General features: G+C 60.1%; 15 protein-coding genes. 13 read left to right on the top strand and 2 right to left on the bottom strand.

The annotated features are described in order from the left end of the window. Window positions 1-40: 40 nt before the first annotated feature. The 4 genes from ABTV29_RS30065 (at window position 41) to ABTV29_RS30050 (ending at window position 3,822) form a co-directional block, all read left to right on the top strand. Window positions 41-1,054: a sulfate ABC transporter substrate-binding protein gene (locus tag ABTV29_RS30065; RefSeq protein WP_433768124.1), complete on the top strand. Its 1,014-nt coding sequence runs from the start codon at window positions 41-43 to the stop codon at window positions 1,052-1,054. 69 nt (window positions 1,055-1,123) lie between these two features. After that, a complete protein-coding gene (gene cysT, locus ABTV29_RS30060) occupies window positions 1,124-1,942 on the top strand; it encodes a sulfate ABC transporter permease subunit CysT (RefSeq protein ID WP_433768123.1) in 819 nt (272 codons plus the stop codon). Between the two features lie 13 nt (window positions 1,943-1,955). Further along, entirely contained in the window at window positions 1,956-2,828 is an 873-nt protein-coding gene (cysW, locus tag ABTV29_RS30055; protein WP_433768122.1) for a sulfate ABC transporter permease subunit CysW, read from the top strand. 4 nt (window positions 2,829-2,832) lie between these two features. Further along, window positions 2,833-3,822, top strand: coding sequence for a sulfate/molybdate ABC transporter ATP-binding protein (locus ABTV29_RS30050; protein ID WP_433768121.1), 990 nt, complete (start codon window positions 2,833-2,835; stop codon window positions 3,820-3,822). A 103-nt stretch (window positions 3,823-3,925) separates the two neighbouring features. Here the strand turns inward: ABTV29_RS30050 and ABTV29_RS30045 are convergent, their stop codons facing one another. Then, window positions 3,926-4,447: a DUF962 domain-containing protein gene (locus ABTV29_RS30045; RefSeq protein ID WP_433768120.1), complete on the bottom strand. Its 522-nt coding sequence runs from the start codon at window positions 4,445-4,447 to the stop codon at window positions 3,926-3,928. A gap of 85 nt (window positions 4,448-4,532) precedes the next feature. Between ABTV29_RS30045 and ABTV29_RS30040 the strand changes: the two genes are divergently transcribed. After that, window positions 4,533-5,219, top strand: coding sequence for a Crp/Fnr family transcriptional regulator (locus tag ABTV29_RS30040; protein WP_433768119.1), 687 nt, complete (start codon window positions 4,533-4,535; stop codon window positions 5,217-5,219). A gap of 129 nt (window positions 5,220-5,348) precedes the next feature. Here ABTV29_RS30040 and ABTV29_RS30035 read toward each other — a convergent pair whose 3' ends face one another. Next, window positions 5,349-6,353, bottom strand: coding sequence for an AraC family transcriptional regulator (locus ABTV29_RS30035; protein WP_433768118.1), 1,005 nt, complete (start codon window positions 6,351-6,353; stop codon window positions 5,349-5,351). A gap of 101 nt (window positions 6,354-6,454) precedes the next feature. On the opposite strand from ABTV29_RS30035, the gene ABTV29_RS30030 reads away from it, so the two are divergent. The 8 genes from ABTV29_RS30030 (at window position 6,455) to ABTV29_RS29995 (ending at window position 14,176) form a co-directional block, all read left to right on the top strand. After that, window positions 6,455-7,528, top strand: coding sequence for a fatty acid desaturase (locus tag ABTV29_RS30030; RefSeq protein WP_433768117.1), 1,074 nt, complete (start codon window positions 6,455-6,457; stop codon window positions 7,526-7,528). Window positions 7,529-7,998: 470 nt separating this feature from the next. Then, window positions 7,999-8,580 (top strand): alpha/beta hydrolase, encoded by a 582-nt coding sequence (locus tag ABTV29_RS30025; protein ID WP_433768116.1) that lies wholly within the window; start codon window positions 7,999-8,001, stop codon window positions 8,578-8,580. A gap of 50 nt (window positions 8,581-8,630) precedes the next feature. Then, window positions 8,631-9,554, top strand: a complete 924-nt coding sequence (locus tag ABTV29_RS30020; RefSeq protein ID WP_433768115.1) for a sigma 54-interacting transcriptional regulator — start codon at window positions 8,631-8,633, stop codon at window positions 9,552-9,554. Window positions 9,555-9,826: 272 nt separating this feature from the next. Then, window positions 9,827-10,609: a MetQ/NlpA family ABC transporter substrate-binding protein gene (locus tag ABTV29_RS30015; protein WP_368556474.1), complete on the top strand. Its 783-nt coding sequence runs from the start codon at window positions 9,827-9,829 to the stop codon at window positions 10,607-10,609. A gap of 604 nt (window positions 10,610-11,213) precedes the next feature. After that, window positions 11,214-11,879 (top strand): amino acid ABC transporter permease, encoded by a 666-nt coding sequence (locus ABTV29_RS30010; RefSeq protein ID WP_008148239.1) that lies wholly within the window; start codon window positions 11,214-11,216, stop codon window positions 11,877-11,879. Next, complete coding sequence (locus tag ABTV29_RS30005; RefSeq protein WP_433768114.1) at window positions 11,860-12,519, top strand: amino acid ABC transporter permease; 660 nt, start codon at window positions 11,860-11,862, stop codon at window positions 12,517-12,519. The genes ABTV29_RS30010 and ABTV29_RS30005 overlap by 20 nt, the downstream gene beginning before the upstream one ends. After that, window positions 12,516-13,298, top strand: coding sequence for an amino acid ABC transporter ATP-binding protein (locus tag ABTV29_RS30000; protein WP_433768113.1), 783 nt, complete (start codon window positions 12,516-12,518; stop codon window positions 13,296-13,298). Before ABTV29_RS30005 ends, ABTV29_RS30000 begins: the two co-directional genes overlap by 4 nt. After that, on the top strand, window positions 13,295-14,176 hold the full coding sequence (locus ABTV29_RS29995) for a transporter substrate-binding domain-containing protein (protein WP_433768112.1): 882 nt from the start codon (window positions 13,295-13,297) through the stop codon (window positions 14,174-14,176). The genes ABTV29_RS30000 and ABTV29_RS29995 overlap by 4 nt, the downstream gene beginning before the upstream one ends. Window positions 14,177-14,236: the final 60 nt, after the last annotated feature.

Genomic DNA, 14,236 nt, shown 5'->3' with positions numbered 1-14,236 from the left:
GAAAAAGCCAATACACCCAAGAATTCCAGGAGCTTTCACCATGTCGTCGATTCGCCATTTCGCTTTGGCCGCCCTGGCCAGCGCCCTGTTTGCCGGTTCCGCGGTTGCAAAGGACTACGAACTGCTCAACGTGTCCTACGACCCGACTCGCGAGTTGTATCAGGATTACAACGCCGAATTCGTCAACTTCTGGAAGAAAAGCAACCCGGGCGACACCGTGAAAATCCAGCAATCCCACGGTGGTTCGGGCAAGCAGGGTCGGGCAGTGATCGATGGCCTGCGTGCCGACGTGGTGACCCTGGCTCTGGCCGGTGACATCGACGAAATCGCCAAGCTGGGCAAGACCCTGCCGGCCGACTGGCAGAAGCGTCTGCCGGAAGCGAGCACGCCTTACACCTCGACCATCGTGTTCCTGGTGCGCAAGGGCAACCCTAAAGGCATCAAGGACTGGGGCGACCTGGTCAAGAACGACGTCTCGGTCATCACTCCAAACCCGAAAACCTCCGGCGGTGCGCGCTGGAACTTCCTCGCGGCCTGGGCCTATGGCCTGAAAGCCAACGGCGGTGATGAAGCCAAGGCCAAGGAATACGTACAAACCCTGTTCAAGCACGTACCTGTGTTGGACACCGGTGCTCGCGGTTCGACCATTACCTTCGTCAACAACGGTCAGGGTGACGTGTTGCTGGCCTGGGAAAACGAAGCCTTCCTGGCTCTGAAGGAAGATGGCGGCGCCGACAAGTTCGACATCGTCGTGCCTTCGCTGTCGATCCTCGCCGAACCACCGGTGGCCGTAGTCGACAAGAACGCCGAGAAGAAGGGCAACGAGCAGATCGCCGAAGCCTACCTCAAGCACCTGTACAGCCCGGCCGGCCAGGAAATCGCGGCGAAAAACTTCTATCGTCCACGTGACAAGGACGTGGCTGCCAAGTACGCCAACCAGTTCCCGAAACTGGACCTGGTGACCATCGACAAGGACTTCGGCGGCTGGAAAACCGCGCAGCCGAAATTCTTCAATGACGGCGGCGTGTTCGACCAGATCTACCAGGCGCAGTAATTTTAAATAGCCACTAGCGAGCCCCGGGTTTACCTTCGGGGCTTTGTGCGTTCTCAACCAAGGACTTTTATGTCGCGTCGTATCTCCCCCGTCATACCCGGCTTCGGGCTGACGCTGGGCTACACCTTGGTGTACCTCAGTCTGATTGTGCTCATTCCACTGGCGGCGATGTTCGTGCATGCCGCTCAACTCACCTGGGAACAGTTCTGGGCGATTGTTTCGGCGCCACGGGTGCTGTCGGCGTTGAAGCTCAGCTTCGGCACCGCGCTCTATGCCGCGATCATCAACGGCATCATCGGCACGCTGCTGGCCTGGGTGCTGGTGCGCTATACCTTCCCCGGACGCAAAGTCATCGACGCGATGATCGACTTGCCCTTCGCATTGCCCACCGCCGTGGCCGGTATCGCATTGACTGCGCTCTACACCCCCACCGGCCTGGTCGGTCAGTTTGCGGCGGATCTGGGTTTCAAGATCGCCTACACCCCTCTGGGCATCACCCTTGCCCTGACTTTTGTGACGCTTCCATTCGTGGTACGTACCGTACAGCCAGTATTGGCCGATATCCCGCGAGAAGTGGAAGAAGCGGCAGCGTGCCTGGGCGCGAAGCCGTTGCAGGTGTTTCGCCATATCCTGATGCCGGCCTTGTTGCCCGCCTGGTTGACCGGTTTTGCCCTGGCCTTTGCCCGTGGGGTCGGCGAGTACGGCTCGGTGATCTTCATCGCCGGCAACATGCCAATGAAAACCGAGATTCTGCCGCTGCTGATCATGGTCAAGCTCGACCAGTACGATTACACCGGCGCGACCTCCATCGGCGTACTGATGCTGGTGGTTTCCTTCATTCTGCTGCTGCTGATCAACCTGCTTCAGCGGCGCATCGAAACCCCATAAGGAGGCGCAGAACATGTCCCAATCGTCTATTGCTGCCGCTTCCTCGGCCAACGCTGCCCGCCGTGGCAGTGCCACGGCGCGGCGCGTCCTGATCGGCCTTGGCTGGCTGATCTTTGCCCTGTTCCTGTTGTTGCCGCTGTTCATCGTGGTGTCCCAGGGCTTGAAGAATGGCCTGGGTGCGTTTTTCACCGCGATCTTTGAACCGGACGCCCTGTCGGCGCTGAAACTCACGGTGATCGCCGTGCTGATTTCGGTGCCGTTGAATCTGGTGTTCGGTGTCAGTGCCGCCTGGTGCGTGAGCAAATACTCGTTCCGCGGCAAGAGCATGCTGGTCACGCTGATCGACCTGCCGTTCTCGGTGTCGCCAGTGATCGCCGGTCTGGTCTACGTGCTGATGTTCGGCGCCCAGGGCATTTTTGGCCCGTGGCTGCAGGATCACGACATCCAGATCGTCTTCGCCTTGCCGGGCATCGTACTGGCGACGATCTTCGTCACCGTGCCGTTCGTGGCGCGCGAGCTGATCCCGCTGATGCAGGAGCAGGGTACTCAGGAAGAGGAGGCCGCGCGTCTGCTCGGGGCCAATGGCTGGCAGATGTTCTGGCACGTCACGGTGCCGAACATCAAATGGGGCCTGATTTACGGCGTGGTGTTGTGCACCGCGCGGGCCATGGGTGAGTTCGGTGCGGTGTCGGTGGTGTCCGGGCACATTCGCGGGGTGACCAACACCTTGCCGCTGCACGTCGAGATCCTCTACAACGAATACAACCACGTGGCCGCGTTCGCCGTGGCGAGCCTGTTGCTGATCCTGGCGCTCTTCATCCTGCTGCTCAAGCAGTGGAGCGAAAACCGTATTAACCGCCTGCGCGCCAGCGCCGCGGAGGAATGATTTCATGTCAATCGAAGTGCGTAACGTCAGCAAGAATTTCAATGCGTTCAAGGCGCTGAACGACATCAGCCTGGACATTCAGAGCGGTGAGCTGGTGGCGCTGCTCGGCCCGTCCGGCTGCGGCAAGACCACGCTGCTGCGGATCATCGCCGGCCTGGAAACCCCGGATAAGGGCAACATCGTGTTCCACGGTGAAGACGTCTCCGGCCACGACGTGCGTGATCGCAACGTCGGCTTCGTGTTCCAGCACTACGCCCTGTTCCGCCACATGACGGTGTTCGACAACGTCGCGTTCGGCCTGCGCATGAAGCCGAAAAACCAGCGCCCGAGCGAAAGCCAGATCGCGACCAAGGTTCACGAGCTGCTGAACATGGTGCAGCTGGACTGGCTGTCGGATCGCTACCCGGAACAACTCTCCGGTGGTCAGCGTCAGCGTATCGCGCTGGCCCGTGCCCTGGCGGTAGAGCCCAAAGTGCTGCTGCTCGACGAACCCTTCGGCGCCCTCGACGCCAAGGTCCGCAAGGAGCTGCGCCGCTGGCTGGCGCGCCTGCATGAAGACATCAACCTGACGTCGGTGTTCGTGACCCACGACCAGGAAGAAGCCATGGAAGTGGCCGACCGCATCGTGGTGATGAACAAGGGCGTGATCGAGCAGATCGGCTCACCGGGCGACGTCTACGAAAACCCGGCCAGCGATTTCGTCTACCACTTCCTCGGCGATTCGAACCGCCTGCATCTGGGCGAAGACAACCACGTGCTGTTCCGCCCGCACGAAGTGTCGTTGTCGCGGCATGAACTGGAAGACCACCATGCGGCCGAAGTGCGGGACATCCGTCCGCTGGGCGCAACGACCCGGGTGACGCTGAAGGTGGAAGGGCAGACTGATTTGATCGAGGCCGAAGTGGTGAAGGATCACGACAGCCTGATCGGTCTGGCCAAGGGCGAGACGTTGTTCTTCAAGCCCAAGGTCTGGCAGAAAGTCGCCAACATCTAAAAGCATCGCGAGCAGGCTCGCCCCCACAGTGGATCGAGGTTGAACACAAAATTTGTGACCGACCGAAAACCCCTGTGGGAGCGAGCCTGCTCGCGATAGCGTGTTACGCAGCAGCGCGATTCGGATTAATCCGCACACCTCCCGCCCGCGCCTCGATCTGCTCTTTGAGCTCATGCCGCAACCCCAGCATGAACGCCAGCTCGGCCACCACAAACAGCGGCCCGACAATCAACCCCGACACGTCATCGACAAACGCCGGCTTGCGCCCTTCGTAGTGATGGCCGACAAACTGGATCGCCCAGCCCACCACAAACATTCCCAGGCCACTCGCGAGCCAGACCAGCGTGCTTTGCTGCGCCAGCACCTGACCGGCCCACACGCACAGCCCCAGCAGCACTGTCATCAGCACGCCAAGGCGCAGTTCCAGGCGCAGGTAAAACCAGGCCGACGCCAGCGATGCCAGCACCGCCGGCGACAGCCAGCCACCGCCCCATTGCGGGCGCGACAGCAGTACAGCCACTGCCACGACGATCAGCGGAATGCCGACGAAGTGGGTGGCGATGTTGCGCGGGTCACGGTGGTAGGCGGCATATTGACTGAGATGGTCAACGAGGCTTTTTTTCATTGTTATTCCTCCTGTAGGGTGACTGATCTTGCCTCGCGGGTCGTTTCCCGCTCTGTCGGGCAGGCGACAATCTCTAGGAGTTTTCATGGATAAGCAGGTCTGGCGTACGCGCCTGATGCGCGGTCAGTGGTTCAGCCATCTGCCTGTTTCCCTACAGGATAGTCTGCTCAATGCTGCGCGGTTGCGGCAGCTGCCAGCGGGCCAGTGCCTGTTCCAGCGCGGCGATCCACCCTGCGGGCTGTACGCGGTACTGGAAGGCGCGGTGCGCATCGGCGCTGTCAACGAGCAGGGCAAGGAGGCGTTGCTGAGCCTGGTGGAAGCGCCGCACTGGTTCGGCGAGATCTGCCTGTTCGACGGGCAGCCGCGTACCCACGATGCGTTTGCCGCGGGCCAGTGCACGCTGCTGCACATCCCGCAATCGGTACTGCTGGCGTTACTCGAAGAACAGCCGGCGCACTGGCGACAACTGGCGTTGCTGATGAGCCAGAAACTGCGCATGACCTTCATCAATCTCGAACAGCTGAGCCTGCTGCCGGCCCCGGCACGGCTGGCGCATCGCTTGCTGATGATCGCCGAAGGCTACGGCCAGCTCGACGAGCCCCGCCGCGTCCTGCAACTGCCGCAGGAACAGCTGGCGGCAATGTTGTCGCTGTCGCGCCAGACCACCAACCAGATCCTCAAGGAACTGCAGGGGCAGGGGATCATCGGGCTGAGTTACGGCGAAATCGAAATCCTCGATGCGGAGCGATTGCGGGATCTGTCGACCCTCTAAAGACGACACTAATCCCCTGTGGGAGCGAGCCTGCTCGCGATGTTTTATCAGCCAACACCGATGTAGCTGACACACCATCGCGAGCAGGCTCGCTCCCACAAAGAATCTATGTGAACTGAAGCCTTATGATCAGCGCAACCCATCCCGAAACTGCCCCGGCGTCATCCCCGTCCAGCGTTTGAACGCCCGGCTGAAACTGCTGGTATCGGCAAACCCCAGCAAGTAACTGATCTCGCTCAGCGACACCTGCGGATCGCGCAGGTGCAGCAGCGCCAGGTTCTCGCGGCTTTCGTTGAGCAGCGTATCGAACCGGCATCCCTCATCCGCCAGATGCCGCTGCAGGCTGCGCAGGCTCAGGTGCAAGGCCTTGGCAATGTGCTCGGCGCTGGGTTCGCCTTCGGGCAATTGCTCCTCGATGGCATCGCGCACCTTGCGTTCCCAGGTCAGCGGCTTGAGCTGCGCCAGGGTGCGCTTGAGCACGGTTTCGTTGTGCTCGGCCAGTTCCGGGTTGGCGTCATCCAGGTGGCTGTCGAAGTCGACGAAAGCGAACTCCAGTCGATCCTCGCTGGCGCCGAAATGCACCGGCGAGCGGAACACCTTGTGCCACTGGTGCGCATCCGCCGGCTCCGGGCGACGCAGATAGACCGCCAGCGGCGCGTAGTCGCGACCCAGGCGGTTGCGGCAAGTGCGCACGTAAATGGCCGTGAAGGCATCGATGGCTTCGAAGGCCGGGGCGAGATTTCCCGGAGGGATTTTCAGGCGGAAGTGGTAGCGGTCTTCGGCACGGGTCAGCTCCAGTTCCAGGGCGTCGCTGACCACCTGGTGATAACGCACGATGCGTTCGAACACCTCGCGCAAACTGCCGCTGGCCACCAGCGCATAACCCAAGGCGTGAAATGTGGTGGGGCTGACGAAACGCGAGACGCGCAAGCCGAGCGCCGGGTCGCCGCTGGCCTGTACCGCCAGTTCCCACAGGCGTGTGGTCCCGGACAGCGGATAACGGGCGTTGGGGTCATCCATCAATTGCGGGTCGAGCCCGGCTTGCTGGCACAGCGCGATGCTGTCGAGGCCCAGGGCGTCGAGTTGCTTGCGCAGGGCGCGGGTCCAGCTGGCGAGGGAGGTCGGTTCAGTCATGCTGATTGGCGCTTCCGGTCAACAGGTTGGCGTTCACGGCTACCGCTGCACGAAGGCGCAGCGATCAAGATGCGAACCATCAATAACCAGAGGATGGAAGCATGCACGGTACTTCTGCAAGTCCCCAACGACTGAATGCAGCTCAACGATCAGCGCAAATTCGTGAAGTGGTGCTGGCCAAGGGGGTCGAGTTGCGCGAGCGCTACCCGATTCTCAAGCACCAGGATGCCCTCGGTGCCGGCATTCTGGCCTTCGCGCTGGCGGGCATGATCGGTTCGGCGGCGCTCTACATGAGCGGGCATCTGGCGTGGTGGGCGTGTCTGTTGCTCAACGCTTTTTTCGCGTCCCTGACCCACGAGCTGGAGCACGACCTGATCCACAGCATGTACTTCCGCAAACAGCGGGTGCCGCACAACCTGATGATGGGCCTGGTCTGGCTGGCGCGGCCGAGCACCATCAATCCGTGGATTCGCCGTCATCTGCACCTCAACCATCACAAGGTTTCCGGCACGGAAACCGACATGGAAGAGCGCGCGATCACCAACGGTGAACCTTGGGGCATCGCGCGCTTTTTGATGGTTGGCGACAACATGATGTCGTCGTTCATTCGCATGCTGCGGGCGAAAACCTGGGCGCAAAAATTCAGCATCATCCAGCGCACGCTGAAGGTCTACGCACCTTTGGCACTGCTGCATTGGGGCGCCTGGTACGTGTTTCTCGGCTTCCATGCCGCCAATGGCGTCGCACATTTGATGGGCGCTCCTATCGAATGGTCGGCGACCACGCTGTCGGTGATGAACGTGATCGACATCGCCGCGGTGGTGATCATCGGCCCCAACGTATTGCGCACCTTTTGCCTGCACTTCATCAGTTCCAACATGCACTACTACGGTGACGTGGAATCGGGCAACGTGATGCAGCAGTGCCAGGTGCTGAATGCCTGGTGGCTATGGCCGTTGCAAGCGTTCTGCTTCAACTTCGGCAGCACCCATGGCATCCATCACTTCGTGGTGAAGGAACCGTTCTACATCCGTCAGATGACGGCGCCGGTGGCGCATAAAGTGATGCGTGAGATGGGCGTGCGTTTCAACGACATCGGCACCTTCGCCCGGGCCAACCGTTTTATCCGCAAGGAAACCGAAGAATCACGGCCCGTGCAGGCGGCTCGGGTCTGAGCCACCCATCCGGAAACTCAAATGGAAAAACCACCGTCATCAAGTTGACCCAAACAGACGTTAGCTTGTGATGCATGTGGGCCGACGAGGGTTTATGGATATATGCGATTTAGGCCTAATAAAGTAATTAAATATTCCTTTATTAGATAACCGATTTCGCCAATCATCGGCTCACAGTTGTTGAGCAACACTGGCAGATTTTGAGTTTCCGGGGCCGTCTCCTTGGCAGGGTGCGGTCCCTTTTTTATTCCCCCCGGAAAAGCACCAACCCCCTGTGGGAGCTGAGCTTGCTCGCGATGGTGTGTCAGGCGGCACAACGTTGACTGACACACCATCGCGAGCAAGCTCGGCTCCTACAGGAATAATCGTGATATTCGATATAGGTCTTAATAAATAGCTTCTTATTCCTTAACGAATATAACTCTCCTCCCTATACTCGTCCGGGAACAGACACGCAGGAGAGCTTCCCCATGCGCAACGAATCAATTCGCTACCTGATTGTGCCGGGCTGGCAAGGATCGCCAGAAGATCATTGGCAAAGCCATTGGCACCACAGCCTGCCGAACAGCGCACGGGTGGAGCAGGCCGACTGGCTGACGCCCCGTCGTGAAGATTGGGTCGCGGCGCTGGCCGAGGCGATTGCCGCCGACAGCACCCCGGTGATCCTGATTGCCCATAGCCTGGGCTGCATCACCGTCGCCCACTGGGCCGCCACGGCACCGTTGCCGATGTTGCGCCAGGTGCGCGGTGCCTTGCTGGTCGCACCGGCGGACGTCGAACGCCCGGCCTGCGCGCCGGCCCTGCGCAACTTTGCACCGATTCCCACCGACCTGCTGCCTTTCCCAAGCCAGGTGGTCGGTTCCGACAATGACAGCGCGGTCAGTGCGTCGCGGGCCCTGGAGCTGGCGCGCAACTGGGGTGCGGAAGCGGGGATCCTGGCGGGTGCCGGGCACATCAACGTGAAATCCGGTCACCAGCGCTGGGAGCAGGGCTTTGCCTATCTCTATCGCCTGCAGAACCGCATGGAACACCACGCCCTGCGCCGCGCCTGAACCTTATTCAACGCCCCCCGTCTCCCGGCGGTTTTGGGCGGGAGACTGCCATGAGTTTTGAAACCTTCGGTCAGCCACTGCTGACCTTCCCCGACGCTGAAAAAAGTCCCCTGAGCATCCGCGCCAAGGCGCTGGTGTTCGTCGATCCACGCTCGCGGCAATTGCGCCAGGAGCTGGAGCAGCTGGCACCGCGTTCGATTTCCGTGCTGATCCGCGGTGAAACCGGCACCGGCAAGGAATTGCTGGCGCGGCACATCCACCGCGCCAGCGATCGCGGCGGGTTGTTCGTCTCGGTCAATTGCGGCGCGATCAGCCCGACCTACGCCGACGCCGAATTGTTCGGTTATGCCGCCGGAAGCTACAGCGGTTCAGCCAGCAGTCGCGCAGGCTGGTTTGGCTCGGCCAACGGCGGCACGCTCTATCTGGACGAAATCGGCGACTTGCCGCTGCCGATCCAGATCAAACTGCTCGCCGCCCTGGAGAACCACGAAGTCACCCGCGTCGGTGCCCATCAGCCGAGCCCGGTGGATGTGCGCCTGGTCGCGGCCACCAGCATTGACCTGGCTCAGGCCGTCGCCGCCGGAAAATTCCATGAGCGGCTTTATCACTACCTCAGCGAGGGCCAGCTGGAATTGCCGGCCTTGCGCGAGCGGGTGGGCGACATCCTGTCGTTGGCCGAATACTTCCTCGGCATCTACAGCCAGCGCCTGGACCTGCCGGTGCCGCTGATCAGCGAAGCCGCGCAACAGGTGCTGGAGCGACACAGCTGGCCGGGCAACACCCGCGAGCTGGAAAACGTCATTCACTTTGCGCTGCTGGTCAGCACTGGCGACGAGATTTTGCCGGAGCATTTGAATTTGCCGGATGACGGAATTGAACAGCTCGCACAGCAGCTCAAGCAGATTCTCGGCAACGCATCCGATGCCGAAAAAGATTTCCTGAAACAGATACTTAAGCAAACCGGCCTCCTGTAGGAGCGAGCCTGCTCGCGATGAACGCAAGGACAACACGGGCATCCAGAAAGCCCGGGTCATCGTTGACGACCATCGCGAGCAGGCTCGCTCCTACAGGGTAAAGCGCGGGCTAGAGCTGTATGAGCAAAATGGAATATGAAAGTGAATAAAAGATATTGTTCGGGAATAAAAAATCCGGGTAATGTCCGCTTCACGCCAGCGATAGCACTTCACTGGCACTCGTATTCAATGCCGTCGCCACAAGCGACCAAGATTTTCGATAAGGACACTGCATGAAAAAGGTTCTGTTGTTCACCGCACTGGCGGCTGCCCTGACCGCGGGCCTGGCCCAGGCTGGCGAGAAACTGGTGGTTGCGGCGACCCCGATTCCACACGCTGAAATTCTGGAACTGATCAAGCCAACCCTCGCCAAAGAAGGCGTGGACCTGGAAATCAAAGTGTTCACCGACTACGTTCAGCCGAACGTGCAGGTCGACCAGAAGCGTCTGGACGCCAACTACTTCCAGACCCTGCCGTACCTGAAAAGCTTCAACGAAGGCAAAGGCACTCACCTGGAAACCGTGATCGGTGTTCACGTTGAACCTTTCGGCGGCTACTCGAAGAAAGTCAAAACCCTGGCCGAGCTCAAAGACGGCGCGACCATTGCCATTCCTAACGAAGGCAGCAACAGCGGCCGTGCCCTGATCCTGCTGCAGAAGGCTGGCCTGATCGAGTTGAAAGACCCGAAAAACGCCCTGGCGACCCCGAAAGACATCGCCAAGAACCCGCACAACTTCAAGTTCAAGGAGCTTGAGTCCGCGATGTTGCCGCGTGTGCTGGACCAGGTTGACCTGGACATGATCAACACCAACTACGCGCTTGAAGCTGGCTTGAACCCGGCCAAGGACGCACTGGTGATCGAAGGTGCCGACTCACCTTACGTGAACTTCCTGGTGGCTCGCCCGGACAACAAGGACAGCGCCGCCATCCAGAAACTGGCCAAGGCCCTGACCAGCCCGGAAGTGAAAGCGTTCATCGAGAAGAAATACAGCGGCGCGGTACTGCCAGCGTTCTGATTCTTCAGGAAAACCCCTTCAAGGTTTCCAACGCCGACGGCTAGCAATAGCGTCGGCGTTTTTTTATGCCCGCATTCTCTGTGGCAAATGAGTTAAGGGTTGGACGCTATTCCTGTGGGAGCGAGCCTGCTCGCGATAGCGGGCTGTCAGGCAACATCAATGTTGAATGTCAGGCCGTCATCGCGAGCAAGCTCGCTCCCACAGTGGATGTATTTGTCCTGACGAACTAGGCCACCCTGGCCTTCAGCGCCCTGCGCAACGCCACCAACAACTTGAGGAAGTCCTGCGGACTCATCGGTTGCGGCACTTTCACATTTTCCATTTCTGTCTTCCTTGTAATGGTTCGGCCGGGGAGTCTGGCCAGAAGCGGTCCGTCCTTGGAGGGGCAATTCGAAAAAAAGATCCTTCCTACAGAGCAAGGGAAAATAGTCGTCATCCGCCGCCCCGGCAAATCCATCGGGATAGTTTTTTGCGTGATATCAATATGCCTTAACGGTATTTAAATTATGGTTTTTATACCTTTAAAGTTGGTGCTTGCCGGGCCGCCATCCATGGCCCGTGGACTGCACCACCGTCGCTTACCGAGCGGCGTCCAGGATGTTCAATGAACTTCGATTACGCATTTATCCTCAGCACCTTGCCGGCGTTTCTCAAGGCCGTGGGCGTGACGCTGCAGGTCGGCTTCATCGCCATCGGCACCTCGCTGCTGGTGGCACTGATCAACGCGACAATTCTGGTATTTCGCACGCCATACCTGCAGCGACTGGTCGGCCTCTATGTGGAACTTGCGCGCAACACGCCGCTGCTGATCCAGCTGTTCTTTGTCTACTTCGCCTTGCCGGCGCTGGGCATCAAGGTCTCGGGGTTTGCCGCGGCGATCATCACCATGACCTTCCTCGGTGGCGCCTACCTGACGGAAGTGCTGCGTGCCGGCGTGGACGCCGTACCCCAGGCGCAACTGGAGTCCGGTCGCTCCATCGGCCTGTCTCACGGGCAATTGCTGCGCTACGTGATCCTGCCGCAGGCCGGCATCCTCAGCCTGCCGTCGCTGTTCGCCAATTTCATTTTCCTGCTCAAGGAAACCACCGTGGTCTCGGCGGTGGCGGTGCCGGAAATCCTCTACACCACCAAGAGCTACATCGCGCTCTACTACAAAACCTACGAAATGCTCGCCGTGCTGACGCTGATTTGCGTGCTGCTGTTCCTGCCGTTGTCGCTGCTGCTCAGCCGTCTGGAAAGGAGGCTCCAGCATGGCCAGTTCGGGTCTTGAGTTGTTGTGGGTGTCGTTGCCGCAACTGGGCAAGGGCGCTGCGCAAACCCTGTCGATTTCATTCCTGAGCATCGCTATCAGCACCGTCGGCGGCGTGTTCTACGGTGTGCTGCGCACGCTCAATGTGACGTGGTTGAACGCCATTTTGCGGGTCTATCTGGAACTGTTCCGGGCGATTCCGGTACTGGTCTGGCTGTATTTGCTGTTCTTCGGTTTGCCGATCTTTTTTGGCCTGAGCATTCCGAGTTTCTGGTGCGCGGTGCTGGTGCTGTCGCTGTGGGCTGCCAGTGAGGTCGGCGAGGTGGTGCGCGGGGCGTTGCATTCGTTGCCCCGTGGCCAGCGAGAAGCCGGGCTGTCGCTCGGTCTGGATAGCCCGCAGCTGTACTGGTACGTGCTGCTGCCCCAAGCGCTCAAACGCATGACGCCGCCGACCATCAACGTCTACACGCGGATCATCAAGACCAGTTCCCTGGCGGTGCTGATCGGTGTGGTGGACGTGATCAAGGTGGGTCAGCAAATCATCGAACGCACCTACGAATCGGTGCTGATCTACGGCGCGCTGTTCCTGTTTTTCTTCTTCATCTGCTACCCGTTGTCGGCCGCCTCGCGTGTGCTGGAGCGGCGCTGGACGCAAGCATGAGCGCATTGATCGAGTTCAAGGGTTTCAACAAATTCTTCGGCGAGCAGCAGGTGCTCAAGGGCATCGACCTGAGCGTGAAGGCGGGCGAAGTCATCGTCATTCTCGGCCCCAGCGGCTGCGGCAAAAGCACCTTGTTGCGTTGCCTCAACGGCCTGGAAGCCGCCCACAGCGGCAGCCTCAGATTTGCCGGCCGTGAACTGCTGGACACGTCCACCGACTGGCGCGAAGTGCGCCAGCAAATCGGCATGGTGTTCCAGAGTTATCACCTGTTCCCGCACATGAGCGTGCTCGACAACCTGCTGCTCGGCCCGCTGAAGGTGCAGAAGCGCGAGCGCCACGAAGCCCGTGCCCAGGCCGAAGCCTTGCTCGAACGCGTGGGGCTGGCGGACAAGCGCGATGCCTTTCCAAGGCAGCTCTCCGGCGGCCAGCAACAACGCATCGCCATCGTCCGTTCGTTGTGCATGAACCCCCGGGTCATGCTGTTCGATGAAGTCACCGCCGCCCTTGATCCGGAAATGGTCAAGGAAGTGCTGGAAGTGATTCAGGGCCTGGCCCGCGAGGGCATGACCCTGTTGATCGTCACCCACGAAATGGCCTTCGCCCGCGCCGTGGCCGATCGCATCGTGTTCATGGATGCCGGGCGCATCCTTGAGCAAAACCCTCCCGAGATCTTCTTTACGAACCCGCAAACCGCACGAGCGCAGCAGTTCCTGGAGAAGTTCTCCTACGTCGCCGCACTACCCAAATCGACTCAAACAAAGGAACTGGAACTGCCATGAAAACTGCCAAGTCTTCACTCTTGCTTCTGCCACTGCTGGGCCTAGCGCTGCTGGCCGGCTGCAACAAAACCGAAGAACCCGCCAAGCCGAAAGTCGCCAGCGAAAGCACCGCGCCCAGCGGTTACCTGGAAAAAATCAAGGCGCGGGACAAGCTGATCGTGGGTGTCTTCACCGACAAGCCGCCATTCGGTTTCGTCAACGAGGCCGGTCGCTACGTGGGCTTCGATACCGACATCGGCCGGCAATTCGCCAAGGATCTACTGGGCGATGAAAACAAGGTCGAGTTCGTGGCCGTGGAACCGGCCAGCCGCATTCCGTTCCTGCAAAGCGACAAGGTTGACCTGATCCTGGCCAACATGACCGTCACCCCGGAACGCAAGGAAGCGGTGGACTTCACCAACCCCAACCTGAAGGTGGCCGTGCAGGCGCTGGTACCTGCGGACAGCGGGGTGAAAAATCTCGATGACCTGGCGACCCGCACCACCATCGTCACCACCGGCACTACGGCCGACATCTGGCTGACCAAAAACCACCCGGACTGGAAACTGCTCAAGTTCGAGAAAAACTCCGAGTCTCTGCAGGCCCTGGCCAATGGTCGTGGCGATGCCTACGCGCAAGACAATCTGGTGCTCTTCAGCTGGGCCAAGCAGAACCCTGGCTACCGCGTGCTCGAGCAGAAACTCGGCGCCGAAGCACCGATCGCGCCAGCGGTGAAGAAGGGCAACATCGAACTGCGTGACTGGGTCAATGCCGAGCTGGCGAAGCTGGGTGAGGACAAGTACCTGCTCAAGCTCTACGACCAATACGTGCGCAAGGAACTGAGCGATGACACCAAGCCTGAGAGTGTGATTGTCGAGGGTGGGAAGTGGCAGGGGTAAGTCTTTAGGCTTTGTGGTGGACTCACCGCCGCCTTCGCGAGCAGGCTCGCTCCCACATTG

Origin of the sequence: Pseudomonas putida, from assembly GCF_050989985.1 — a bacterium.
In the GTDB taxonomy this organism is placed as follows: Bacteria; Pseudomonadota; Gammaproteobacteria; order Pseudomonadales; family Pseudomonadaceae; genus Aquipseudomonas; species Aquipseudomonas putida_AI.
Note: the sequence above shows the minus strand (reverse complement) of the source record. Positions and strands in the feature narration are given on the sequence as shown.

Coding starts and splice junctions, on each gene's coding strand:
- ABTV29_RS30065 (WP_433768124.1), top strand. CDS start 41: ATGTCGTCGATTCGCCATTTCGCTTTGGCCGCCCTGGCCAGCGCCCTG.
- cysT (WP_433768123.1), top strand. CDS start 1,124: ATGTCGCGTCGTATCTCCCCCGTCATACCCGGCTTCGGGCTGACGCTG.
- cysW (WP_433768122.1), top strand. CDS start 1,956: ATGTCCCAATCGTCTATTGCTGCCGCTTCCTCGGCCAACGCTGCCCGC.
- ABTV29_RS30050 (WP_433768121.1), top strand. CDS start 2,833: ATGTCAATCGAAGTGCGTAACGTCAGCAAGAATTTCAATGCGTTCAAG.
- ABTV29_RS30045 (WP_433768120.1), bottom strand. CDS start 4,447: ATGAAAAAAAGCCTCGTTGACCATCTCAGTCAATATGCCGCCTACCAC.
- ABTV29_RS30040 (WP_433768119.1), top strand. CDS start 4,533: ATGGATAAGCAGGTCTGGCGTACGCGCCTGATGCGCGGTCAGTGGTTC.
- ABTV29_RS30035 (WP_433768118.1), bottom strand. CDS start 6,353: ATGACTGAACCGACCTCCCTCGCCAGCTGGACCCGCGCCCTGCGCAAG.
- ABTV29_RS30030 (WP_433768117.1), top strand. CDS start 6,455: ATGCACGGTACTTCTGCAAGTCCCCAACGACTGAATGCAGCTCAACGA.
- ABTV29_RS30025 (WP_433768116.1), top strand. CDS start 7,999: ATGCGCAACGAATCAATTCGCTACCTGATTGTGCCGGGCTGGCAAGGA.
- ABTV29_RS30020 (WP_433768115.1), top strand. CDS start 8,631: ATGAGTTTTGAAACCTTCGGTCAGCCACTGCTGACCTTCCCCGACGCT.
- ABTV29_RS30015 (WP_368556474.1), top strand. CDS start 9,827: ATGAAAAAGGTTCTGTTGTTCACCGCACTGGCGGCTGCCCTGACCGCG.
- ABTV29_RS30010 (WP_008148239.1), top strand. CDS start 11,214: ATGAACTTCGATTACGCATTTATCCTCAGCACCTTGCCGGCGTTTCTC.
- ABTV29_RS30005 (WP_433768114.1), top strand. CDS start 11,860: ATGGCCAGTTCGGGTCTTGAGTTGTTGTGGGTGTCGTTGCCGCAACTG.
- ABTV29_RS30000 (WP_433768113.1), top strand. CDS start 12,516: ATGAGCGCATTGATCGAGTTCAAGGGTTTCAACAAATTCTTCGGCGAG.
- ABTV29_RS29995 (WP_433768112.1), top strand. CDS start 13,295: ATGAAAACTGCCAAGTCTTCACTCTTGCTTCTGCCACTGCTGGGCCTA.